Annotated in this window: 18 protein-coding genes; 15 read left to right on the top strand and 3 right to left on the bottom strand. The window is 71.3% G+C overall.

The window, feature by feature from the left end; translation table 11 throughout:
* Position 1 precedes the first annotated feature (1 nt).
* Together ABD466_RS35450 and ABD466_RS35445 are read left to right on the top strand one after the other, a co-directional pair.
* Positions 2–1,360 (top strand): aldehyde dehydrogenase family protein, encoded by a 1,359-nt coding sequence (locus tag ABD466_RS35450; RefSeq protein ID WP_344661627.1) that lies wholly within the window; start codon positions 2–4, stop codon positions 1,358–1,360.
* 40 nt (positions 1,361–1,400) lie between these two features.
* Positions 1,401–2,183, top strand: coding sequence for a 3-oxoacyl-ACP reductase (locus ABD466_RS35445; protein ID WP_344661626.1), 783 nt, complete (start codon positions 1,401–1,403; stop codon positions 2,181–2,183).
* Here the strand turns inward: ABD466_RS35445 and ABD466_RS35440 are convergent.
* The gene (locus ABD466_RS35440) at positions 2,170–3,438 is read right to left on the bottom strand and encodes an RNA-guided endonuclease InsQ/TnpB family protein (RefSeq protein ID WP_344661625.1); all 1,269 of its coding nucleotides are present in this window, start codon (positions 3,436–3,438) and stop codon (positions 2,170–2,172) included. The genes ABD466_RS35445 and ABD466_RS35440 overlap by 14 nt on opposite strands.
* A 164-nt stretch (positions 3,439–3,602) precedes the next feature.
* Here ABD466_RS35440 and ABD466_RS35435 point away from each other — a divergent pair, with 164 nt between their 5' ends.
* The 11 genes from ABD466_RS35435 (at position 3,603) to ABD466_RS35385 (ending at position 18,322) form a co-directional block, all read left to right on the top strand.
* Positions 3,603–4,271, top strand: coding sequence for a DUF1707 SHOCT-like domain-containing protein (locus tag ABD466_RS35435; protein WP_344661624.1), 669 nt, complete (start codon positions 3,603–3,605; stop codon positions 4,269–4,271).
* Between the two features lie 52 nt (positions 4,272–4,323).
* On the top strand, positions 4,324–5,319 hold the full coding sequence (locus ABD466_RS35430) for an ABC transporter ATP-binding protein (RefSeq protein WP_344661623.1): 996 nt from the start codon (positions 4,324–4,326) through the stop codon (positions 5,317–5,319).
* 2 nt (positions 5,320–5,321) lie between these two features.
* On the top strand, positions 5,322–6,149 hold the full coding sequence (locus ABD466_RS35425) for an ABC transporter permease (protein WP_344661622.1): 828 nt from the start codon (positions 5,322–5,324) through the stop codon (positions 6,147–6,149).
* A gap of 15 nt (positions 6,150–6,164) precedes the next feature.
* Complete coding sequence (locus ABD466_RS35420) at positions 6,165–6,977, top strand: ABC transporter permease (RefSeq protein ID WP_344661621.1); 813 nt, start codon at positions 6,165–6,167, stop codon at positions 6,975–6,977.
* A gap of 171 nt (positions 6,978–7,148) precedes the next feature.
* Complete coding sequence (locus tag ABD466_RS35415; RefSeq protein WP_344661620.1) at positions 7,149–8,588, top strand: diaminobutyrate--2-oxoglutarate transaminase family protein; 1,440 nt, start codon at positions 7,149–7,151, stop codon at positions 8,586–8,588.
* Entirely contained in the window at positions 8,581–10,455 is a 1,875-nt protein-coding gene (locus ABD466_RS35410; protein ID WP_344661619.1) for a pyridoxal phosphate-dependent decarboxylase family protein, read from the top strand. The genes ABD466_RS35415 and ABD466_RS35410 overlap by 8 nt, the downstream gene beginning before the upstream one ends.
* Positions 10,452–12,257 (top strand): IucA/IucC family protein, encoded by a 1,806-nt coding sequence (locus ABD466_RS35405; RefSeq protein ID WP_344661618.1) that lies wholly within the window; start codon positions 10,452–10,454, stop codon positions 12,255–12,257. Before ABD466_RS35410 ends, ABD466_RS35405 begins: the two co-directional genes overlap by 4 nt.
* Positions 12,257–12,832 carry a GNAT family N-acetyltransferase gene (locus tag ABD466_RS35400; RefSeq protein WP_344661617.1) on the top strand — a complete coding sequence of 192 codons (576 nt, stop codon included), beginning with the start codon at positions 12,257–12,259 and terminating at the stop codon, positions 12,830–12,832. Before ABD466_RS35405 ends, ABD466_RS35400 begins: the two co-directional genes overlap by 1 nt.
* Positions 12,832–14,166 (top strand): lysine N(6)-hydroxylase/L-ornithine N(5)-oxygenase family protein, encoded by a 1,335-nt coding sequence (locus ABD466_RS35395; protein ID WP_344661616.1) that lies wholly within the window; start codon positions 12,832–12,834, stop codon positions 14,164–14,166. The genes ABD466_RS35400 and ABD466_RS35395 overlap by 1 nt, the downstream gene beginning before the upstream one ends.
* A gap of 2 nt (positions 14,167–14,168) precedes the next feature.
* Positions 14,169–15,968, top strand: a complete 1,800-nt coding sequence (locus ABD466_RS35390; protein WP_344661615.1) for an IucA/IucC family protein — start codon at positions 14,169–14,171, stop codon at positions 15,966–15,968.
* A 254-nt stretch (positions 15,969–16,222) separates the two neighbouring features.
* The gene (locus ABD466_RS35385) at positions 16,223–18,322 is read left to right on the top strand and encodes an ATP-dependent DNA helicase (RefSeq protein ID WP_344661614.1); all 2,100 of its coding nucleotides are present in this window, start codon (positions 16,223–16,225) and stop codon (positions 18,320–18,322) included.
* Between the two features lie 57 nt (positions 18,323–18,379).
* Here the strand turns inward: ABD466_RS35385 and ABD466_RS35380 are convergent, their stop codons facing one another.
* Together ABD466_RS35380 and lexA are read right to left on the bottom strand one after the other, a co-directional pair.
* Positions 18,380–19,111, bottom strand: coding sequence for a hypothetical protein (locus tag ABD466_RS35380; protein WP_344661613.1), 732 nt, complete (start codon positions 19,109–19,111; stop codon positions 18,380–18,382).
* Positions 19,112–19,252: 141 nt separating this feature from the next.
* Entirely contained in the window at positions 19,253–19,933 is a 681-nt protein-coding gene (lexA, locus tag ABD466_RS35375; protein ID WP_344661612.1) for a transcriptional repressor LexA, read from the bottom strand.
* A gap of 532 nt (positions 19,934–20,465) precedes the next feature.
* Between lexA and nrdR the strand changes: the two genes are divergently transcribed.
* Positions 20,466–20,921: a transcriptional regulator NrdR gene (gene nrdR, locus ABD466_RS35370; RefSeq protein WP_344661611.1), complete on the top strand. Its 456-nt coding sequence runs from the start codon at positions 20,466–20,468 to the stop codon at positions 20,919–20,921.
* 159 nt (positions 20,922–21,080) lie between these two features.
* Positions 21,081–24,011: a vitamin B12-dependent ribonucleotide reductase gene (locus ABD466_RS35365; protein WP_344661610.1), complete on the top strand. Its 2,931-nt coding sequence runs from the start codon at positions 21,081–21,083 to the stop codon at positions 24,009–24,011.
* The last annotated feature ends 62 nt before the right edge of the window (positions 24,012–24,073 follow it).

Here is a 24,073-nt window from a genome sequence, read left to right as displayed (position 1 = left end):
CGTGTACGACCTGATCAACCCGGCCACCGGCGCCGTCTTCCGCAGCATCGAGATGACCACCGCCGACGGCGTCGACGCCGCGGTGGCCCGGGCGCGGGCGGCGTTCCCGGCCTGGCGCGACGTCGCCCCGGCGGACCGCGCCCGGCTGCTGCGGCGCTTCGCCGAGCTCGTCGACACCAACGGAGAGGACCTGGCGCGGACCGAGGTCGAGAACGCCGGCCACACCATCGGCAACGCGCGCTGGGAGGCCGGCAACGTCCGCGACGTGCTGACGTACTACGCGGCGGCGCCGGAGCGGCTGTTCGGCCGCCAGATCCCGGTGGCCGGCGGGCTGGACCTGACCGTGGCCGAACCGCTCGGCGTGGTCGGCGTCATCGTGCCCTGGAACTTCCCGATGCCGATCGCGGCGTGGGGCTTCGCGCCGGCCCTGGCGGCCGGCAACACCGTGGTGCTCAAACCCGCCGAGACCACGCCGCTGACCGCGCTGCGGCTGGCGGAGCTCGGGCTGGAGGCCGGGCTGCCCGAGGGCGTGCTGCAGGTCGTGCCCGGCTTCGGGCCGGAGGCCGGGGCGCGGCTGGTCGAGCACCCGGACGTCCGCAAGATCGTGTTCACCGGCTCGTCGGCCGTGGGGCGCGCGATCATGGCGCGATGCGCGGAGCAGGTCAAGCGGGTCACGCTGGAGCTCGGCGGGAAGAGCCCGAACATCGTGTTCGCCGACGCGGACGTCGAGAAGGCGGCGGCCGCGGCACCGTACGGGGTCTTCGACAACGCCGGCCAGGACTGCTGCGCGCGGTCCCGGATCTACGTCGAGGCGGCGGTGTACGACGCGTTCATGGAGCGGTTCCTGGACGCCTGCCGCGGGGTCGTGGTCGGCGATCTGCTCGACGAGAAGACCGAGATGGGGCCGCTCATCTCGGCCGCGCAGAAGGCGCGCGTCGCGGGGTTCGTCGAGGCGGTCGCCGACGCGGACATCGCGTTCCGCGGCGAGGTGCCGGACAACGGCGGGTTCTGGTACCCGCCGACGGTCGTCACGGGCGTCGCGCCGGACGCGGCGATCCAGTGCGACGAGGTGTTCGGGCCGGTGGTGACGGTGACGCCGTTCGCTTCCGAGGCCGAGGTGGTCGAAGCGGCCAACCGCTCCGAATACGGCCTGTCCGGCTCGATCTGGACCCGCGACCTCTCCCGCGCCCTGCGCGTCTCCCGCGCGGTACAGTCCGGGAACCTCTCGGTGAACTCGAACTCGTCGGTGCGCTACTCGACCCCCTTCGGCGGCTTCAAGCAGTCCGGCCTCGGACGGGAACTGGGACCGGACGCGCTGGCGGCCTTCACCGAGACCAAGAACATCTTCATCGCTCTGTGACGACAGAGCAGTCGAGAACGGCTCGAGAACGAGGAGAACGATGACCGAGCGTCTTTCCGGCCGGGTGGCCGTCATCACCGGCGGCACCGGCGGGATCGGGCTGGCCACCGCCCGGCGCTTCGCCGCCGAGGGCGCGCACGTGGTGCTCGCGGACCTCGACGAAGCCACCGGCAAGGCGGCGGCCGAGGAGGTCGGCGGCCTGTTCGTGCGCACCGACGTCACCGACGCCGACCGCGTCGCGGCCCTGTTCGACACCGCCGTCAGCACCTACGGCCGCGTCGACGTCGCCTTCAACAACGCCGGCATCAGCCCCCCGGACGACGACTCGATCCTGGACACCGGCATCGAGGCCTGGGACCGCGTGCAGAAGGTCAACCTCACCTCGGTCTACCTGTGCTGCAAGGCGGTCATCCCGCACATGATCCGCCAGTTCGAGGAGACCGGCCGCGGCGGCTCGATCATCAACACCGCCTCCTTCGTCGCCACCCTCGGCTCGGCGACCTCCCAGATCTCCTACACCGCCTCCAAAGGCGGCGTCCTGGCCATGTCCCGCGAACTCGGCGTCCAGTTCGCCAAGCAGGGCATCCGCGTCAACGCCCTGTCCCCCGGACCGGTGAACACGCCCCTGCTGAAGGAGCTGTTCGCGAAGGACCCGGAGCGCGCCGCCCGACGGCTGGTCCACGTCCCCCGCGGCAGCTTCGCCGAGCCGGAGGAGATCGCCGCCGCGGTGGCGTTCCTGGCCAGCGACGACGCGTCGTTCGTCACCGCGTCCAACTTCCTGGTCGACGGGGGGATCAGCGGCGCCTACGTCACTGCACTTTGACGTCCTCCCCGCCCGAGAGGGCGGGGATTACCGCCCGACTCGCCTTGGTGCGGGTGGCGGGTCGGCAGGTGGGTTCGCGGTTCGCAGGCGTCCCCATCGGTCCGCCTCCCCGCGCTGTCACGGCACGTCCTGCCGCGAATCCGCGTCCGAGGGCGCGGTCGATGATGTTCTTGGCGGCGTTCACGTCAGCGTGCTCGGTGTGTCCGCAAACGGTGCAGGCGAACTCGGCTTGGCTCTTGCGCGAGTCCGGATCCACGCGGCCGCATGCAGAGCATGTCTGGCTCGTGTATGCCGCTCTTACTTTGACGATGCGGCCGGGGGCCTTGTCTTCCAGACGGCGAGCAAGGTCTCCCCAGCCTGAGTTCAGAATGCCGCGGTTCAGCCCTGCCTTCTGCCGGACCCTCGTCCCGGGAACCTGGACGGTTCCTCTCGCCGACCTCGTCATGTTCTTGATATTCAGGTCTTCGATGGCGATAACGTCGAAGGACCGCGCAAGATAGGTGGTCGCCTTCTCCACGAAGTCCTTGCGCCGGTCAGTCTGCCGGGCAGCGAGCCGGGCGATTTGGGAGGTGAGCCGGGCCCGGCGCTTCGAGCCCGGCTCGGAGCGCGCCAGACGGCGTTTGAGACGCAGCAGCCGCTCCGCTTCCTTCGGCCCGAGACCCGGTGCGACGAACAACTCACCCGTGGACAAAGTTGCCGAGGTCACCACGCCCCGGTCCACCCCCACCACGGCGTCGGTTGCTGGAGCCGGGATGGGCTCGGGGACTGCGGCGAAGGCGATGTGCCAACGTCCTGCCCGGTCCTTCGTCACCCGATAGGACTTGGCTGCCGGGACCTGCCGTGACCAGGCGAATCTCACCCACCCGACTTTCGGGATCCATACCTCGCCGAGCCGGCGGCTCAGTCGGCGCACCTTCTGGGCTTGGCCGCCGACGATTCGGAACCCCTCGTCCCGTCCCAGCTTCCGCCAGGTCGGCCTGCGATGAGTTCCAGCGAAGAAGGCTGACATCGCCTGCGCGAAGTCTCTTAGCGCTTGTTGCTGCACTGTGTGCGAGCCCGCGGCCAGCCACGCGTTGTCTGCTCGCGCCTCTGTGAGTTGTCGGCACTGTTCAGCGAACCGCGGCGCGGACTTACGGTGTGGACGCCAGTGCGAACCCTGTTCGACCGCGAGGTTCCACACGAACCGCGCCATGGCGCAGTGTCCGCGTAGCGACGCTTCTTGAGCGCAGGTCGGATACAGCCGGAATCGCGACACACGCTTACCATAAAGGCGAGCTCTGACAAACCAGGCAGCGCGCTCTCTCGGCCCTGAGTTACCAGGTCATCGTGACTTTGGTGGCATCGAGCCGAGTCTCGTACGGACGTTGAAGTCGTCGCGGGAGGTACTTCCGCCGGGACCGTTCTTGTAAGGTCTGAAGCATGACGAGCAACGTCCCCGAACCCATCGATCCGCGCCAGCTCCGCGTGTCCGACACCGAGCGCGAGGCGGTCGCCGAACAGCTGCGGGTCGCGGCCGGGGACGGCCGTCTCGACCTGGATGAGCTGGAGGACCGCATCACCGCGGTCTACAGCGCGAAGACCTATGCCGAGCTGGAGCCCATCACCCGGGATCTGCCCGTGGGGACCACGGTGCGGGGGTCGGCCGGCGTGCCGGCCCCGGCCACGCGGGGGCGGTGGCGGGTGGGGCTGAAGCCCGGGCGGACCAAGACCGTGGTGGTCATGGGTGGTTCGGAGAGCAAGGGTAAGTGGGTCGTCCCGCGGAGCTACAAGGCTTTCGCGTGGATGGGTGGTATCGAGCTGGACCTGCGGGACGCCGATTTCGAGGACATGGAGGTCACGATCAACGCCTCCACCTGGATGGGCGGGATCGCGATCGTCGTGCCGGAGGGGTTGAACGTCCACGTGCACGGGTTCGGCTTCATGGGTGCGTACTCCGGGACGCCCGGCGGGGAGGTCGATCCCGCGGCGCCGACCGTGCACATCCGCGGGTTCGCGTTCATGGGTGCGGTGGACGTCAAGCGCAAGCCGCCGAAGCAGCCCAAGAACAAGGAGCTGCAGCACGACCAGCAGCGCGAGCTCGGCGGCTGATCCCGCCGTAAAGCATTAACGATCTGTCGGTGATCGCCGCTAGGTTGCCGACATGGCTCAGACCACATTCCCTGACGCACCCTTGATCAAGGCGGTGGGCCTGCGCAAGGTGTTCCCGCCGGCCAAGCGTGGGGGCGAGCCCTTCACCGCGGTCGACGGTGTCGACTTCGAGCTCCGGCGTGGGGAGGTCTTCGGCTTCCTCGGGCCGAACGGGGCCGGCAAGTCCTCGACGATGCGGATGATCGGCTGTGTCTCGCCGATAAGCGGTGGCGAGCTCACCATCCTGGGCATGGACCCCCGCGTCGACTCCGCGAAGATCAAGGCCCGGCTCGGTGTGGTCCCGCAGGAGGACTCGCTCGACCTGGAGCTGCGGGTCCGGGAGAACCTGCTGATCTACGGACGCTACTTCGGGCTCAAGCGGGCCGAGATCGCCGAGCGCACCGCCGAGCTGCTGGAGTTCGTCCAGCTCGCGGACCGGGCCGAGTCGCCGGTCGAACCGCTCAGCGGTGGGATGAAGCGCCGCCTGACCATCGCCCGCTCGCTGATCAACTCGCCGGAGATCCTGATCCTGGACGAGCCCACGACCGGTCTGGACCCGCAGGCCCGGCACGTCGTCTGGGACCGCCTGTTCCGCCTCAAGCAGGCCGGCACCACCCTCGTCCTGACCACGCACTACATGGACGAAGCCGAGCAGCTCTGCGACCGCCTGGTGGTGATGGACCACGGCAAGATCGCCGCCGAGGGCTCGCCCCGCGCCCTCATCGAACGCTACTCCACCCGCGAGGTGCTGGAGATCCGGTTCGAACCCGGCAGCGGCGCGCACGAGTCCGCCGTGGCCAAGGCCGAGGGGCTGCTCGGCACCGGGGAGCGCGGCTCGATCGACCGGCTGGAGGAGCTCCCGGACCGGCTGCTGCTCTACAGCGACGACGGCGAGGCCGCGCTGGCCGCCGTGCACGGCTCGGGCATCACCCCGCTGGCCTCACTCGTCCGCCGCTCGTCGCTGGAGGACGTGTTCCTGCACCTGACCGGCCGGACGCTGGTGGACTGACGATGAGCGCCCCGACCTCCACCCGGCCGGTGATGGCCTCCCGCGAACTCGCGGGCCTGCTGACCAACTACCGCCGCACCTGGCGTGCCTCGATCTTCTCCAGCATCCTGGCTCCGCTGATGGGCCTGGTCGCGCTGGGCATGTCGCTCGGCAAGATCGTGGACGCCGGTCCGGGCGCGGACTCCTTCGGCACCGTCGGCGGCAAGCCGGTGACGTACCTCCTGTTCCTGGCCCCGGCGCTGCTGGCGAACGCCGCGATGCAGACCGCCATCGGCGAGTCGACGTACCCGGTGATGGGCGCGATGAAGTGGCAGAAGACGTACCACGCCGCGATCGCCTCCCCGCTGAGCGCGCGCGACGTGTACCTCGGCCAGGTGATGTTCATCGGTCTGCGGATCCTGATGAACTGCGGGGTGTTCCTCGGCGTGATGGCGCTGTTCGGGGCGGTGGAGGCGGCCGGCCCCGCCGGCCTGGGCCCGTTGCTGGCGCTGCCGGCGGCGGTGCTGACCGGCCTGGCCTTCGCCGCGCCGACCGTGGCTTGGGCCGTCACCCAGGAGCGGGACACCGGCTTCTCGCTCGTGTTCCGCTTCGTGATGATCCCGCTGTTCCTGTTCTCCGGGACCTTCTTCCCGGTGTCGCAGCTGCCCGCGGTGATCCAGCCGTTCGCCTACGCCACGCCGCTGTGGCACGGCGTCGACCTGTGCCGGGGACTGGCGCTGGGCACCGCCACGGCCGGCTCGGTGCTGCTGCACGTCGGCTATCTGTCCGCCCTGGTCGCCGTCGGTGTCTGGTACGGCGCCCACACCTACCGCCGTCGGCTGAACCCGTAGCGAGGAGATCGCCAGATGACGACGACGGAACTCCCGCTGACCCGGCTGATCCTGGGCCGCCGCGCGTTCGGGGCGCTGGGCGGATCCAAGGCGCCGCTGATGGTCGAGCGGAACGTGATGGTGTACCGGCGGCTGTGGCTGATGCTGGCCTCCGGGTTCTTCGAGCCCTTGTTCTACCTGCTGTCCATCGGCGTCGGGCTGGGCAAGCTGACCGGCGCGGTGGACGGCGTGCCGTACACCGACTTCGTGGCGCCCGGGCTGCTGGCGGTGTCGGCGATGAACGGCGCGGTGTTCGACTCGACGTTCAACGTGTTCTTCAAGATGAAGTACGCGAAGACCTACGACGCCATGCTGGCCACGCCGCTGCGCGTCGGCGACATCGCGGCCGGCGAGATCACCTGGGCGCAGCTGCGGGGCCTGCTGTACTCCACGGCCTTCCTGGCCATCATGGTCGTGATGGGCTTGGTGCACTCCTGGTGGGCGCTGCTGGCCCTGCCGGTGACGGTGCTCATCGGGTTCGCGTTCGGCGCGGTCGGGATGGCGTGCACCACCTTCATGCGGTCCTGGCAGGACTTCGACCTGGTGACGCTCGCGCTGATGCCGATGTTCCTGTTCTCCGGGGCCTTCTACCCGCTGTCCGTCTACAGCGACGGCGTCAGGCGGCTGATCGAGGCGCTGCCGCTGTACCACGGGATCGACCTGCTGCGGTCGCTGACGCTGGGGCGGGTGCATGTCGGGCTGCTGTGGGACGTGGTGTATCTCAGCGTGATGGCGCTGATCGGCGCGCTGGTCGCGGCACGGCGGCTGGAGCGGCTGCTGCTGACGTAGCGGGGGAGCGGCCGTTCCCCGCGCCGGTGCCAAAGAGGCCTGACTGCGTGTCGGTGATCGGCGGCCCGGACCGCACGCGGAAGAATCACTGTCGGTAGTGATTCAGGTTGACTTCCGTGACGGGAGTTAGGTAAGCCTTACCTGATCTCTTGCCACGGATGGAGAACCGCTATGCCCTCGCCCGCCCCGCCCGCCGACCGCACCACTCCCCAGGCCGTGCCACCCGGCGATGGCGTGCCGGGCGGGTCCCGGCCGATCCTGGCCCGGCAGGCCGCGCGCGAATCCGCGGCGCGCACGTACGCGCGGCACCTGCCGATCGTCCCGGTGCGGGCCCGCGGGGCGTGGATCACCGGCGCCGACGGCCGCGACTACCTGGACTGCCTGTCCGGCGCCGGGACGCTCGCCCTCGGGCACAACCACCCGGTCGTGGTCGGCGCGATCCGCGCGGTGCTGGACAGCGGGGCGCCGCTGCACGTGCTGGACCTGGCCACCCCGGTCAAGGACGACTTCACCTCGGCGCTGCTGGGCGTGCTCCCGCCGGAGCTGGCGGCCGACTGCCGCATCCACTTCGCCGGGCCGACCGGCGCCGACGCGGTCGAGGCCGCGGTGAAGCTGGCGCGTACCGCCACCGGGCGGCGCGGGCTGTTCGCGTTCACCGGCGCCTACCACGGCATGACCGCCGGCGCTTTGGCCCTGACCGGGGCGAACGCGGTCCGGGAGCCGGCGGTGGCCGGGGACCCGTTCCTGACGCGGCTGCCGTTCCCGCATCCGTACCGCTGTCCGTTCGGCCTCGGCGGTGCGCTCGGCGAGGCGGCTTCGGCCTCGTATGTGCGCACCCTCATCGAGGACCCGCAGTCCGGCGCGCCGCTGCCCGCGGCCGTGGTGGTCGAGCCGGTGCAGGGCGAGGGCGGCGTGGTGCCGGCCCCGGACGCCTGGCTGCGGTCCCTGCGGTCGCTGACGCGGGAGCACGGGGTGCCGCTGATCGCCGACGAGGTCCAGACCGGCTTCGGCCGTACCGGCGAGCTGTTCGGTGTGGACCACGCGGGTGTGGTGCCGGACGTGATGGTGCTGTCGAAGGCGGTCGGCGGAGGGCTGCCGTTGGCGGTGGTCGTCTACCGTGCGTCCCTGGACCGTTGGGCCGAAGGAGCGCACACGGGCACCTTCCGCGGCAACCAGCTGGCGATGGCGGCGGGCGCGGCGACGCTTCGGTTCATCGCGGCGGAAGGGCTGGCGGCCCGCGCCGCGGAGTTGGGAAGACTTCTTGTCAGTCGTCTGACCAGATATCAGGCCCAGTATCCCCTGCTCGGCCAGGTGCGCGGACGCGGATTGATGATCGGCTTGGAGATCGTCGACCCGGCCGGCGAACCGGACGCCCTCGGCGCTCTGCCCGCCGCGCCCGCGGCCGCCCGCCGCCTGCGCGCGGAACTGCTGGCGCGCGGCGTGATCGCGGAGCTCGGCGGCCGCCACGGCGCGGTCCTGCGGCTGCTGCCGCCGCTGACGCTGGGCGACGACGAGGCGGAACACCTGCTCGGAGTGCTGGGCCGGGCCCTGGACGTGGTGGCGGAGGACCGGGACGCGCCGCGCGCGCGGATGGAGGTGGCACGTGTCTGAGGAGCTGGTTCCGGACGTCCTGCCCGACGGGACGGTGGCGGCGCTGACCGACGGACCGGCCGTCGCCGGCCTGGTCGCGGCCCCCGGCCACGTGGCGCACGACATCGAGGCCGATGTGGTGCGCGGCATCCTGCGGGCCGAGCCGCTCGGAGCGCTGACGGAGGTGGTGGTGGCGAGCACCGATCAGCCTCGTGACATCGAAGCCGAAGTCCTGCGCGGTGTCCTGCGTGCCGAGTCCTTCGGGCCGCTGGTGTCGGCGCCCGCCAAGGCCGGCGGTCTGACCACTGGTCCGGCTCTCTCCATCGCCGCCAACATCGCCGCCAACACCGCCGCCGCGACACCCGGTCCGCCGTCCGTCGTCGACGCCACCGCCCTCGCCTCCGGTCCGACCGGCACCGGCCCCCTCGCCCTCCTGCTCGCCGAGGTCCTCGACGGTCTCGACCGCGGCCGCGCCGACTGGCTCGGCCCGGTCCCGCCCGGCGGCCCGGCCGCCGTCCGCGACGCCGTCGTCGCCAGCGGCTTCGGCACGCTGCCCGACCGCGGCGCCGATCCCTTCGAGACCGTCGCCTCGCTCGGCCGCCTGCTCGCCTGGGGCGCCGCCGACCCCGCGCATCCGCACTGCGCCGCGCATCTGCACTGCCCCACGCTCGCCGTCAGCGTCGCGGCGGAGACGGCCGTCGCCGCGCTCAACCAGTCGCTCGACTCGTGGGACCAGGCGCCGGCCGCCGGGGAGATCGAGGCGCGGGTCGTGCGGACCCTGACGCGCGCGATCGGGTACCCCGACTCCAGCGCCGGCGTGCTGACCTCCGGCGGCACCGAGTCCAATCTCATGGGCCTGCTGCTGGCGCGCGACGAGGTGGTGCGCCGCCGCTTCGACGCCGATCCCGACCTGGACGGCATCCCGCCGATCGCGGCCGGGCGGCTGCGGGTGCTGGCGTCCGACCAGGCGCACTTCTCCGTCGCCCGGAACTCCGCGTTCCTCGGGCTCGGGGAGCGGTGCGTGATCTCGGTCGCCTCCGACGCCGAGGGGCGGATGCGGGTCGGCGCGCTGGCCGAGGCGCTGGAGGCGGTCGTCGCCCGGGACGAGATCCCGATGGCGGTCGTCGGCACCGCCGGGACCACGGACCTCGGCGCGCTCGACCCGCTGGAGGAGATCGCCCGGCTCGCCGTGCGCCACGGCGCGTGGTTCCACGCCGACGCGGCCTACGGCGGCGGCCTGCTGCTCGGCACCGAGACCGACGAGCGCCTCCGCGGCCTGGCGCTCGCCGACTCCGTCACCCTCGACCTGCACAAGCTCGGCTGGCAGCCGGTGCCGGCCGGCAGCTTCCTGGTGAAGGGCGCCGCCTCGCTGCGCACGCTGGAGAAGCGCGTCGCCTACCTCAACTCGGTCGACGACGAGCAGGCCGGCTACCCGAGCCTGCTCGGCCGGTCCCTGCGCACCACCCGGCGGGCCGACGCGGTGAAGATCGCGGCGGCGTTCCAGGCGCTGGGGCGCGAGGGCTTCCAGCGCATGCTGGACCGGTGCCGGGAACTGGCCCGGTACGCGGCGGGGGCCGTGCGGCGGCAGCCCGAGCTCGAGCTCACCGCCGAGCCGCACCTGACCACCGTCCTGTTCCGCTATCTGCCGTCGGACCCCCGCGACGCGGACCGCGTCAACGGGGCCCTGCGGCGTCGCCTGCTCGAGGCCGGCCAGGCCGTCCTCGGGCGCACCGAGCTGGCACGGGAGCGGCCGGGGACGCTTCCCGGCACGGTCCGGCTCAAGCTCACCCTTCTCAACCCCCACACCACCGAGCCCCAGATCGACGCCCTGGTGGCCGCGGTCTGCGCGGCCGGCGGCGCTGTGTCCGCTAGGAGCGGCCCCTCATGAACACCTTCGCCGCCGACGAGCTGTCGGCTGAAGTCCTTCTCCGCTGCTGGGTCCGCGAGACGCGGATCCCGGTGCCGACCGGCGGCCCGATGCGGCTGACGTTCCCGGCCACCGGCGTCACCGTCGAGGTGGACGTCGACGCCTGGTCGGCGGTCGGCTGGCACCGGTTCGGGCCGATCTACCCGCTGGCCCTGCCGCACGCCAACCGCAAGTCCGGCGCGCCGAAGAACAAGGCGTTCGCCCGCCCGGCCGGGGACGAGATCGAGCCGGACAGCGCCTGGGTCGCCGAGTCCTGGCTGCCGCCGGCGGCCCCGCCGCCGCTGGACGCCGCGACGCTGGCGACGTTGATCGCGCGGGAGGCCGGAGGCGGGGTGCCGGCGGTGGCGGAGCTGGTGGCGCGGGTGGTCGACTCCAGCCGCCGGATCGCCGCGCACCTGTCGCACGGGACGAGCCAGGGGGAGACGCGGTTCCTGTGGGCGGAGAAGGCGTTGGTGGCGGGGCACCCGTTCCATCCGGCGCCGAAGGCGAGGGAAGGCCTGACGGACGAGGAGGCCGTGCGCTACTCGCCGGAGCTCGACGGCACGTTCCAGCTGCACTGGTGGTCGGTGGACCCGACGATCGCGGTCCACGACTCCGCCGAGGCGGACTCGGCCCCCGTCCTGGTGCACAAGCTGCTCGGCGGAGACCTGCCCCGGGGGGCGACGCCGAACAGCGTCCTGATCCCGGCGCATCCCTGGCAGTCCCACGACCTGCGGCGGCGGCCGGAGATCCAGGACCTGGTGGAGCAGGGACTGCTGGCGGACCTGGGGCCGCACGGGCGGCCCTGGCACGCCACGAGCTCCCTCCGGACGGTGTACCGCGCCGATGCCCCGTACATGCTGAAACTGCCGCTGGCGCTGCGGATCACGAACTCCAAGCGTGAGAACCTGCGCAAGGAGCTGCGGCGCGGCGTCGAGGTGCGGAGGATGCTGGACGCCGGGCTGGCGAAGGCGATCGCCGCGGCGCACCCCGGATTCGGGATCGTGGGCGACCCGGCGTGGGTGGCGGCCGACACCGGGGCGCCGGGCCTGGACGTGATGCTCCGCGAGAACCCGTTCGGCCCGATGGACCGGGTGTACTGCGTCGCGGCGTTCACGGACCTCGGGTACGGGCCGTCGCGGAACGGGCACCTGCGGGAGAACCTGCTGGCGGACATCGTCGTCGGCTCGGCCGAGCGGACGGGGGCCCGGCCGGCCGAGGCGGTGCTGGACTGGTTCACGCGGTATCTCGACGCGGTCGTCGTGCCGCTCCTGTGGCTCGACGCCGTCCACGGCGTCACGCTGGAGGCGCACCACCAGAACACGCTCGTGGTCCTGGACCCGCACGGCCTGCCCGAGGGCGGCCGGTACCGCGACAACCAGGGCTACTACTTCCGGGAATCGGCGGTGCCGCATCTGGCGGACTTCGTGCCGCGCCCCGGGGAGGACAGCGATTCCGTCGTCGCCGACGGCGTGGTGGACGAGCGGCTCACGTACTACGTCGGAGTCAACAACCTGATCGGGATGATCGGGGCGCTCGGGGCCACCGCCCTGGTGGACGAGCGCCTGCTGCTGCGGCGGGCCCGGGAGGTGCTGGGGCGGTTCGCGGCCGCGCGGCAGGCGTCCGGGCGGGCGCACCGGGTGACCGAGGCGCTGCTGGAGAGCCCGACGCTGCCCTGCAAGGCGAACCTGCTGACCCGGGTGGCCGGGCTCGACGAGCTCGTGGGGCCGCTGGAGACGCAGAGCGTGTACGTGCAGATCCCGAACCCGCTGGCGGTGCCCTGATGACGACGCTGCAGACGCGCGGGGGCTGGCTGCTGCCGACGCCGTTCGGCCGGTTCGAGCTGGACCAGTTGCGTCCGCTGAAGGACCTGGCGTTGCTGCACGGCTGGATGAACGACCCCGAGGTGGCGGCGTTCTGGGACCTGGCCGGGCCGCGCGAGGTGCTGGACCAGCACATCGCGGCCGTGCTCTCCTCGACCCACTCCGAGCCGTATCTCGGCCGCCTCGACGGGGAGGCCATGAGCTACTGGGAGATCTACCGGGCGGACCAGGACCCGCTGGCGGACCATTACTCGGCGCGGCGCGGCGACGTCGGCATCCATCTGCTGATCGGACCGGGCTCGTTCCGGGGGCGCGGCATCGGTTCCACGCTGATCCGCGCGGTCGCCGACTGGGCCCTGTCGCGGACCGCCTCGTCGCGGGTCGTGTCCGAGCCCGACCTGCGCAACCAGCGGTCGATCCGGGCCTTCACGAACGCCGGGTTCGCCCCGCGCGGGGTGCTGGACCTGCCGGAGAAGCAGGCCGTGCTGATGGTCTACGACCGGACCCTGATCCCCGAGACCAGGAGGGCCGGCTGATGTCCGCGACGAACGCGCCCCACTTCGATCTGGTCGGGGTGGGGATCGGGCCGTTCAACCTGGCGCTGGCGGCGCTGGCCGAGCCGTTGCGGGAGAACCACAGCCTGGAGGCGCTGTTCCTGGAGCGCCGGCCGGAGTTCTCCTGGCACCGGGGGCTGATGCTGGACGGCGCCACGCTCCAGGTCCCGTTCCTGGCGGACCTGGTGTCGCTGACCGATCCGACCAGCCGGTTCTCGGTGCTGAACTGGCTGCGGGAGACCGAGCGGCTCTACAGCTTCTACTTCGCGGAGAACCTGTTCCTGCAGCGGCGCGAGTACGAGGCCTACTGCCAGTGGGTCGCCGCGCAGCTCCCGTTCTGCCGGTTCGGCACCACGGTGACGCGGGTCCGGCGCTCGGTGCGGGAGGAAGGCGGGTTCGACGTCGAGTACACGGCGCCGAGCGGACCGGTCACGGTGCACGCCGCGAACGTGGTGCTCGGGATCGGGACGGAGCCGGTGCTGCCGTTCGAGGTCGCCGGAACCGTTCTGCACAGCGCCGACTACCTGCCGCACCGCGAGCGGCTGCGGGGCCTGGACGACGTGACGGTCGTCGGGTCCGGGCAGTCCGGTGCGGAGGTGGTGCTGGACCTGCTGCGCGGCGGGGCGCCGGGGCAGCGGGTGCGCTGGCTGACGCGGAGTGCGGCCTTCGAGCCGATGGAGTACTCGAAGCTCGGCCTGGAGCACTTCACGCCGGAGTACACCCGCTATTTCCATGGGCTGCGAGACGACGTGCGGGCCGACCTGCTGCGGACGCAGGGGCGGCTGCACAAGGCGATCAGCGTCGAGACCATCGCCGAGCTGCACAGCGAGCTGCACATGCGGTCGTTCGACAGTCTCTACGGCGGCACGCTGGGCTTGGCCGGGGACAGCGGGGTGACGCTGCTCCCGGGGGTCGCGGTGACCGGGGGCTCTCCCGCGCCGCGCGGCTGGGTGGAACTGAGCTGTCTGCACGAGCGGCACAAGCGTGAGTTCAGGGTCCTGACCGAGGGCGTGGTCATGGCGACCGGATATCGCGAGCGCCGTCCGGACTTCCTGGACCCCGACCTCGCCTCGGCGCTGGACGACGCCGATCTGGACTACCGCGTCGCTCCCGGCGTGTACGTCCAGAACGCCGAGCAGCGGACCCACGGGGTCGGAGCCCCCGACCTGGGTCTGGGGGCGCATCGGGCCGCCGTGATCCTGAACGCCGTCACCGGCCGCACTGTCTACGACTTACCCAGGCGCGCGGCGCACACCGCCTTCGACCCGACGGCGGCCGCCGAGCGTGATCCCGGAATCCGAATCGAGGTGTCCTGACGATGTCCCCAACGGCCCGCAACCTCCGCGCCGAGGCCGGCGCGGCGTCCGAGACCTGGCGCAGGGCGGCGCGCGCGCTGCTGGCGAAGTGCGTCGGCGAGTTCTGCTACGAAGGGCTGCTCACACCCGAGCCGGACCCGGAGGCGGAGGGGGGTGACAGGTACCGGCTCGATCTGGACCACGGCGTCTGCTACCGGTTCCGCGCGGACCGCGGGGACTACGGGTCCTGGTTCGTCGACGACGAGTCGCTGCGGCGCTCCGAGCGCGGCGCGGAGAGCGCCCCGCACGATCCGCTGGCCTTCATCCGGGACGCCCAGGGCCGGCTGGGCCTGCCCGGCGACACCGCCGGCCACCTGATCCGCGAGCTGGCGGCGACGCTGTCCGCGGACGTGTGCCTGGCCCGGGGCGCGGTCGGGGTGGCGGAGCTGGCCGAGCTGTCGTACGCGGAGCTCGAGGGCCACATGACCGGGCACCCGTGGATCGTGTTCAACAAGGGCCGGTTCGGGTTCTCGGCCTCGGACGCGCTGCGCTACGCGCCCGAGGCGCGGCACCAGGTGCGGCTGCCGTGGATCGCGGTGGACCAGGACCTGGCGGACTTCAACGCGGTCCGGAACCTGACGTCGCAGCGCCTGTACACGACGGAGCTGGACTCGAACACGCGGATCCGGTTCGGGAGCGAGCTGGTGCGCAACGGGTTCAACCCGGCGCGGTACTGGTGGCTGCCGGTGCATCCGTGGCAGTGGGACGAGATGATCCAGCCGCTGTTCGGAGCCGAGGTGGCGGCCGGCCTGATCGTGCCCTTGGGGTACGCGGACGACGAGTACCTGCCGCAGCAGTCGATCCGGACGTTCGCGAACGTCAGCCACCCCGAGCGCCACCACGTGAAGCTGCCGCTGTCGGTGCTGAACACGATGGTGTGGCGGGGACTGCCGACGGAGCGGACGGTCGCGGCGCCGGCGGTGACCGAGTGGCTGCTGGACGTGGCCGACGGGGACACGTTCCTGTCGGACGAGTGCCGGGTCATCCTCCTGGGCGAGGTGGCGTCGGTGGCGGTCCGCCACCCGGTGTTGGACCGGATGCCGGATGCGCCGTACCAGTATCGGGAGTTGCTGGGCGCGATCTGGCGGCAGCCGCTGCAGCCGAGGCTGGACCCGGGGGAGCGGGCGCGGACGATGGCGTCGCTGCTGCACGTGGACCCCGAGGGACGGCCGTTCGTCGTCGAGCTGGTGGAGCGGTCGGGGCTGGACGGGGCGGACTGGCTGGACAAGCTGTTCGCCGCGGTGCTGCCGCCCCTTCTGCACTTCCTGTACAAGTACGGGATCGTGTTCAATCCGCACGGGGAGAACACGGTGCTGGTGTCGGACGAGCGGGAGTGGCCGACGCGGCTGGCGGTGAAGGACTTCGTCGACGATGTGAACATCAGCGAGAAGGACCTGCCGGAGTTGGGGAGCCTGCCGGCGGACGTCGAGGCGGTCCTGAACCGGGAGTCGCCGGACTATCTGTGCCAGTTCATCCAGTCCGGGTTGTTCATCGGGCACTTCCGGTACCTGGCCAGGCTGGCCGAGCAGCACCTGGAGGTGGACCGGCGGCTGTTCTGGGGCCTGGTCGCGGACCGCGTCCTGGACTACCAGGCCAGCTTCCCGCAGATGGCGGACCGGTTCGAGATGTTCGACCTCTTCCAGCAGCGCATCGACCGGCTGTGCCTGAACCGTAACCGTCTGCACCTGACGGGCTACCGCGATCGGGCCGAGCGGCCGCATGTCGAGGCCGAGGGGACGGTGGCGAACCCGCTGAGCTTGTGAGGACCCGCTGTACCGTCGGCTCGATGAGCCGGCAGGGCTGATCGGGCGGCGGATCTCCTACGAGGACACCGGCCGGGGTGGCACCGTCGTCCTGATGCCCGGCCGGGGCGGCTGGCTGGCGTCGACGGTCGCGGGCCGGCTCAGCGCGCACTGATCGCCGAGCCGGTCCCGACCGGCCCGCTCCCGCTGAACCGCCGCCGACCCACCGGTTTCCGGCCCGGCCTGTCACCGGCGCTCGGTACTCTGGTCCGACCATGCCGAACTCTGGCGGGGCCGCCCCCGATTCCGAAGATGACCTGACTCCCCTGCTCGACGCGGCGGTGGAGGCGTTGGGCGGTCAGACCCGCCCCGGGCAGATCGCCATGGCCAAGGCCGTGGAAGCCGCCCTCGACGACCGGGTCCACCTCCTGGTGCAGGCCGGGACCGGCACCGGGAAGTCGCTGGCCTACCTGGTCCCCGCGCTGGCGCACCACAAGCGGGTGATCGTCGCCACCGCGACCCTCGCGCTCCAGCGGCAGCTGGTCGCCCACGACCTGCCCCGGCTCGCCACGGCGATAGCGCCGCTCATCAAGCGCGAGCCGGCGTTCGCCCTGCTCAAGGGGCGGAACAACTACGTCTGCCTGAACAAGGTCGAGGGCGGTCAGGCCGACGACGACAACCAGGACATGCTGTTCGACCCCCTGGCGGTCGGCAAGCTCGGCGCCGAGGTGCTGCGCGTCCGGGAGTGGGTCGAGGAGACCGAGACCGGTGACCGCGACGACCTGTCGCCCGGTGTGTCCGACCGCGCGTGGGCCCAGGTGTCGGTCTCGGCGCGGGAGTGTCTGGGCTCGAAGTGCCATTACTTCGAGGACTGTTTCGCCGAGCAGGCCCGGGAGCTGGCGCGGGCCGCGGACGTGGTCGTCACCAACCACGCCCTGCTGGCCATCGCCGCCATGGACTCCGACGTGCAGGTGCTCCCCGAGCACGACGCCGTGATCGTCGACGAGGCCCACGAGCTGGTCAACCGGGTCACGTCGGCGGCCACCGGGGAGCTGACCAAGACGGCGGTCGAGCGGGCGCACCACCGGGCCGACAAGTTCGTGAAGGAGGGCACGGCCGCGAACCTGGCCGTGGCGACCCTCGACTTCACCGAGGCGCTTGAGAACATCCCCGAGGGCCGCTTCCGCGCGCTGCCGGAGGAGCTGGGCATGGCGCTGGCGGCTTTGCGGGACGCGAGTCGGGCGGCGCTGACCGACCTGTCCAAGAACAAGGGCGGCGACCTGGACATGGACGGCGCGCGCAAACAGGCGCGGGCCGCGTGCGAGGGGGTGCACCAGGTCGCCGAGCGGATCCTGGAGGGCTCCGACCAGGACGTGGTGTGGCTGGAGCGGACCGAGTTCAAGGGGAACAAGAACTCCACGCTCAAGATCGCCCCGCTCGGGATCGAGTCGCTGCTCCGCTTCAAGATGTTCGCGCGCACGCCCGTGGTGCTGACGTCGGCCACGCTCAAGCTCGGCGGCGACTTTACCGGGGTGGCGGCCAGCGTCGGCCTCAACAGCGGCGAGCGGATCGAGCTGGACTTCGTGCCGGAGAAGCCGGAGGAGCTCTACGACGCCGCGGTGAAGCTGCTCCGGGACGGCGACAGCGACGGCGAGGAGTTCCTGGACATGGTCCAGAACCTGCCGCTGCACTGGCGCGCCCTGGACGTCGGTTCGCCGTTCGACTACCCCAAACAGGGCATCCTGTATGTCGCGCGGCATCTGGACGCGCCGGGACGCGACGGCATCCGGGACGACCAGCTGGACCTGCTGGCCGACCTCATGGACAACGCCGGGGGCCGGACCCTGGGCCTGTTCTCGTCGATGCGGGGTGCGCAGACCGCGGCGGAGAAGCTGCGGGAGAAGATCGATCTGCCGATCCTGTGTCAGGGCGAGGACTCGCTCGCGGAGCTGCTGCGCAAGTTCGCGGAGGACCCGGAGACGTGCTTGTTCGGCACGCTCTCGCTGTGGCAGGGCGTGAACGTCCCGGGGCCGTCGCTGCAGCTGGTCGTGATCGACCGCATCCCGTTCCCCCGGCCGGACGACCCGGTGGCGGCGGCGCGGACCGAGGCGGTGGGGCGCAGCGGGGGCAACGGCTTCATGGCCGTCTCGGCCTCGCACGCCGCGCTGCTGATGGCGCAGGGCGCGGGACGCCTGATCCGGGCCATCGACGACAAGGGCGTGGTGGCGGTCCTGGACTCACGCCTGGCCACCGCGCGCTACGGCGGGTTCCTGCGGGCGTCCATGCCGCCGTTCTGGCAGACCGACGACACCGACCGGGTCCTGAAGTCGCTGCGGGCCATCGACGCGATGGCGAAGGCCGCCGAGCAGAACTGACTGTCGCTCAGTACTGCCCGGCGGCCGGGTCGTTCGGGGTCCTTCACCCGCGAGCCGTCACTGCTCCGGGGTGTCGGCGCCCTCGGCGGAGCTGATCGCCTCGGCCGGGCTGGCCAGGTACATGCCGAGCTTGGCCTTGGCGACCTTCGCCGGCGCCGGCAGCTTGAGGTCCTGCACGTCCTTGCCGCTGGTGTTCGGCGTCGGGTTCGCGGTGACCGCCAGGTAGGTGTAGCCGTCGACCGCGTTCGAGGCGTTGCCCGGGTTCAGGTCGATCGCGGCGTACTGGGTAGCGCCGGCGGCGAGGATGTTCGGGCCGCCGCCGAGGCCGCTGGGGATGAGCGGACGGGTCTGCTCCGGGCCGCCGCCGGGGCCGGCGGTGATCCAGACGTAGGGCAGGTACTGGAGCGTGCAGGCGGCGCCGGTGTTCTTCACGGCGATGACGTGGACCGAGGCCTTCTGCGTCGACGTGCGCGGGGCCAGCGACGCGTTCAGCTTCGCGTTGTCACAGTCGGCGGGGGTGCCCGCCGGGGCGCTGCTCGCCTTGCCCGACGGCTTCGAGGCCGGGCTGGAGGACTTGCCGCTGCCGGCCGGGGCGCCGGACGTCGCCGTGCCCCCGGTGGACGGCGCGGTGGTGCCGGTGGTGCTGGGGGTGCCGGAGGCCGCGGCCGTCGTGGAGGTCGACGCCGGGGGCTGCTGGGCGGCGGGCTTCGACGTGTTCGAGGAACAACCCGCGACCGTCAGGGCCACCAGGGCGGAGCCGGTCAGAAGTGCGTACTGCAGACGTTTCATGTGGAGGTGACGTGCGACGCAGCCACCAGGTTGCTAACAACCTCAAAACCGTTGAGGGCGGACGGGCCCGCTCCTTTTCGGCGCCGCCGTGATCCGCCGCGAACCGCGTCGGCCGGTGGATCGCGGCGGCGCCGAAGCGTCCTAGAGGCGGCGCAGCACGGTCACCACGCGGCCGAGGATGACCGCGTCGTTGCCCGGGATCGGCTCGTAGGCGGCGTTGCGGGGCAGCAGCCAGACCGCGTTCGCCTCCTTCTTCAGCTCCTTGACGGTGGCCTCGCCGTCGATCATGGCGGCCACGAACTCGCCGTTCTCGGCCTGCTTCTGCTGGCGGATGACGACCACGTCGCCGTCGCAGATGGCGGCCTCGATCATGGAGTCGCCGACCACCTTCAGGGCGAAGAACTCGCCCTCGCCGACCATCTGCTTCGGGATCGGGATCAGCTCCTCGACCCGCTCCTCGGCCAGGATCGGGCCGCCGGCCGCGATCCGGCCGACCAGCGGGACGTACGCCGGCTCGGGGGACTCGCCGGAGCGCTGGTCGGCGTCCGCGCCGCGCACGATGTAGGCGCGCGGGCGGTTGGCGTCGCGGTGCAGGTAGCCCTTGCTCTCGAGGGTCACCAGCTGGTGCCGGACGCTGGAGGTGGACTGCAGGCCGACGGCCTCGCCGATCTCGCGCATCGACGGCGGGTAGCCGCGCCGGCGGACCGAGTCGCGGATGACGTTCAGGACCGCCGTCTGGCGTTCGGTCAGGCGCGGCGACGGGACGTGCCCGTCGTGCGCGGCCTCGGGGGTGACGGTCGGGTTGGTGCTCCGGACGGCCATGGCTTTGCGGCTCCTTCGCCATTGAGCTGGGCGGTGGTGGTGCGGGTCGACTTCGTAGCTCGGGATCAACGGTAGCGGCTCCCACCCCCACGGTGACGAACGGCTGTTCGATACGCGGTGATGGGCGCCGGGCGTACGGAATGTCTAACGCGGCACCGGCGGGAAGGTAACGGCCCGTTCCATAGTCCGTTCGGATCGGGTCCGCATCCGGGTCCGGGACCCGTTGGTCCGGTCGGGTGGAACCCCGAAGATTCTTGGCGGTTCGAACAGCGGTCCGGGCTTGCCCCCGTAGCTGCGGCGATCGCGAACGGTAGTCCCACGAACCCCGCTCACCCCTTACGCGACACGCCGTTCCGGGTTGCGGCCGGTGTGGCGGCTGCCCTACGGTACCCCTACATCTTGTGATTGGAATAGCGTTCACGCTCCACCGGTTGTGGTTAGTACAACACAGCGGAGGGTGACGCCATCCCGTCGCGCGCTCATCCGCGAGCTGTGGGTCACGTCATGCTGAAGAGGGAGGAACGACAGGAAAATGCACTGTCCCTTCTGTAAGCACGACGACAGCCGGGTCGTCGACTCGCGCAGTTCCGAGGACGGCACCTCGATCCGCCGCCGGCGGCAGTGTCCGGAGTGCGGGCGGCGCTTCACCACGGTGGAGAGCGCCCAGCTGGTTGTGGTGAAGCGCTCCGGCGCGACCGAGCCCTTCAGCCGGGACAAGGTGGTCGGCGGGGTGCGCAAGGCGTGCCAGGGCCGGCCGGTGACCGAGGGCCAGCTGGCCGTGCTGGCCCAGCGGGTGGAGGACGTGCTGCGGGCCCAGGGCTCGGCCGAGATCCCCACGCACGAGGTGGGGCTGGCGATACTCGGGCCGCTCCGGGAGCTCGACACGGTGGCTTATCTGCGCTTCGCGTCGGTGTACCGGGCGTTCGAGTCCCTGGAGGACTTCGAGGCGGAGATCCTCATGCTCCGGGCGGAGCACGAGCGGACCTGAGTCACTCCGCCGGAGTCGCCACGTAACCGGCGGGCATAAGCAGGACTTTCGCGGGGTCGTTGGCTGCGGCCCGGCGGTTCAGAACTTGATCAATTCCGTAGGCGGCAGGCCGCCCGCGGGGTGTCGGAATGGTTCCCCAGGACGGGAGAGGGAAGAAGCATGACGGAGACGGCTAGCGGACCGCGCGGCGCGGCGGCGGCTCGCGGCAACGGGAAGGCTCCTATCAAGCCCGGGCAGGTTGTGCCGGCTCAGGCTCCCGTTAAGGGCGGCAAGGGCATGAAGATCGAGCGCATCCACACCACACCCGGCGTGCACCCGTACGACGAGGTCGAGTGGGAGCGCCGCGACGTCGTCATGACCAACTGGCGGGACGGCTCGGTGAACTTCGAGCAGAAGGGCGTGGAGTTCCCCGCCTTCTGGTCGGTGAACGCCACGAACATCGTCACCACCAAGTACTTCCGCGGCGCCGTCGGCACCCCGGCCCGCGAGTGGTCGCTCAAGCAGCTCATCGACCGGATCGTGAAGACCTACCGCAAGGGCGGCGAGGACCACGGCTACTTCGCGTCCGAGGCCGACGCCGAGGTCTTCGAGCACGAGCTCGCGTACGCGCTGCTGCACCAGATGTTCAGCTTCAACTCGCCGGTCTGGTTCAACGTCGGCACCAAGTCCCCGCAGCAGGTCTCGGCCTGCTTCATCCTCGCGGTGGACGACTCGATGGACTCGATCCTGAACTGGTACCGCGAGGAGGGCCTGATCTTCAAGGGCGGCTCCGGCGCCGGCCTGAACCTGTCCCGCATCCGCTCCTCCAAGGAGCTGCTGTCCTCCGGCGGCAACGCCAGCGGCCCGGTGTCGTTCATGCGCGGCGCCGACGCCTCGGCCGGCACCATCAAGTCCGGCGGTGCCACCCGCCGGGCCGCCAAGATGGTGGTGCTGGACGTGGACCACCCGGACATCGAGGAGTTCGTCCAGACCAAGGCGCGCGAGGAGGACAAGATCCGCGCGCTCCGCGACGCCGGGTTCGACATGGACCTCGGCGGCCGGGACATCACCAGCGTGCAGTACCAGAACGCGAACAACTCGGTCCGCGTCACCGACGAGTTCATGACCGCCGTGGAGAACGGCGAGCGGTTCGGCCTGCGCGCCCGCACCACCGGCGAGATCATCGAGACCCTGGACGCCAAGAAGCTGTTCCGCGACATGGCGCAGGCCGCGTGGGAGTGCGCCGACCCGGGGCTGCAGTACGACGACACGATCAACGCCTGGCACACCAACCCCGAGACCGGCCGGATCACCGCGTCCAACCCGTGCTCGGAGTACCTGTCGCTGGACAACTCGTCCTGCAACCTGGCCTCGCTGAACCTGATGAAGTTCCTGCGCGAGGACGACAGCTTCGACACCGAGACCTTCGTCAAGCTGGTCGAGCTGGTCATCACGGCCATGGACATCTCGATCTCGTTCGCGGACTTCCCGACCCCGGAGATCGGCCAGACCACGCGGGACTACCGGCAGCTGGGCATCGGCTACGCGAACCTGGGCGCGCTGCTGATGGCGACCGGCCACGCCTACGACTCCGAGGGCGGCCGGGCCATCGCCGCGGCGATCACCTCGCTGATGACCGGCGTCGCGTACCGCCGCTCGGCCGAGCTGGCCGGCGTGGTGGGCCCGTACAACGGCTACGCGCGCAACGCCAAGCCGCACGCCGCCGTGATGAGGAAGCACTCGGACGCGGCCGACGCCTACGCGCCGGTCGAGGACTTCGACCGGGAGATCCTGGAGCTGTCGCGCGCCGAGTGGAAGCGCGGCCTGCGGATCGGCGAGCAGAACGGCTGGCGCAACGCGCAGGCCTCGCTGCTGGCGCCGACCGGCACCATCGGCTTCATGATGGACGTCGACACCACCGGCGTGGAGCCGGACCTGGCGCTGGTGAAGTTCAAGAAGCTGGTCGGCGGCGGGTCGATGCAGATCGTGAACAACACCGTGCCGCGCGCGCTGAAGCGCCTGGGGTACCAGCAGGAGCAGATCGAGGCGATCGTCGAGTACGTCGGCGAGCACGGCCACGTGGTGGACGCGCCGGGGCTGAAGCCGGAGCACTACGAGGTCTTCGACTGCGCGATGGGCGAGCGCTCGATCGCGCCGATGGGCCACGTCCGGATGATGGCGGCGATCCAGCCGTTCCTGTCCGGCGCCATCTCCAAGACCGTGAACATGCCCGAGGAGGCCACGGTCGAGGACGTCGAGGAGATCTACTTCGAGGGCTGGAAGCTGGGCCTGAAGGCGCTGGCGATCTACCGGAACAACTGCAAGGTGGGGCAGCCGCTGCAGGACGCGAAGGGCCAGAAGGCCGCCGCGGCCGCGTCGGCCTCCGCCCCGGCCCCGGCCGCCGCCCCCCTGGCCGCGGTCGCGCACCCGGTCCGCAAGCGCCTGGGCAAGAGCCGCCGCGGCATCACCAGCTCCTTCTCCGTCGGCGGCGCCGAGGGCTACATGACCGCCAACGCCTACGACGACGGCGACCTGGGCGAGGTCTTCCTGAAGATGTCGAAGCAGGGCTCGACCCTGGCCGGCATGATGGACGCCTTCTCCATCGCCATCTCGGTGGGCCTGCAGTACGGCGTCCCCCTGGAGACCTACGTCGCCAAGTTCACCAACATGCGCTTCGAGCCGGCCGGCATGACCGACGACCCGGACGTCCGCATGGCCCAGTCGATCATCGACTACATCTTCCGCCGCCTGGCCCTGGACCACCTGGACTTCGACACCCGGGCGGCCTACGGCATCTACACCAACGAGGAGCGCCAGCGCCAGCTCGAAACCGGCAGCTACCTCCCGGACGGCGACGAGGAACTCGACCACGAGACGCTCGCCCAGTCCGCGCCGATAGAGCATCGGAGCGAGCCGGCCGCCCCGGCGAAGAAGACGGCCCCGGTCGCCGTCGAGGCCCCGAAGCGCGTGGGCTCGTCCACGGAGCTGCTGGAGGCGAAGCTCGGCTACGCGGCCGACGCGCCGCTGTGCCTGACGTGCGGGACGAAGATGCGTCCTTCGGGGAGCTGCTACGTGTGCGAGGGGTGCGGGTCGACGAGTGGGTGCAGCTGATCTCAGGCCCTGGTAGGGGCTTGATGTAGCTGGTCAGGGCGGTGGAGATGCTGTGCGTCTCC

It is taken from the genome of Catenulispora subtropica, assembly GCF_039531675.1.
Classification (GTDB): domain Bacteria; phylum Actinomycetota; class Actinomycetes; order Streptomycetales; family Catenulisporaceae; genus Catenulispora; species Catenulispora subtropica.
This window is presented reverse-complemented; position numbering and strand designations above follow the sequence as displayed.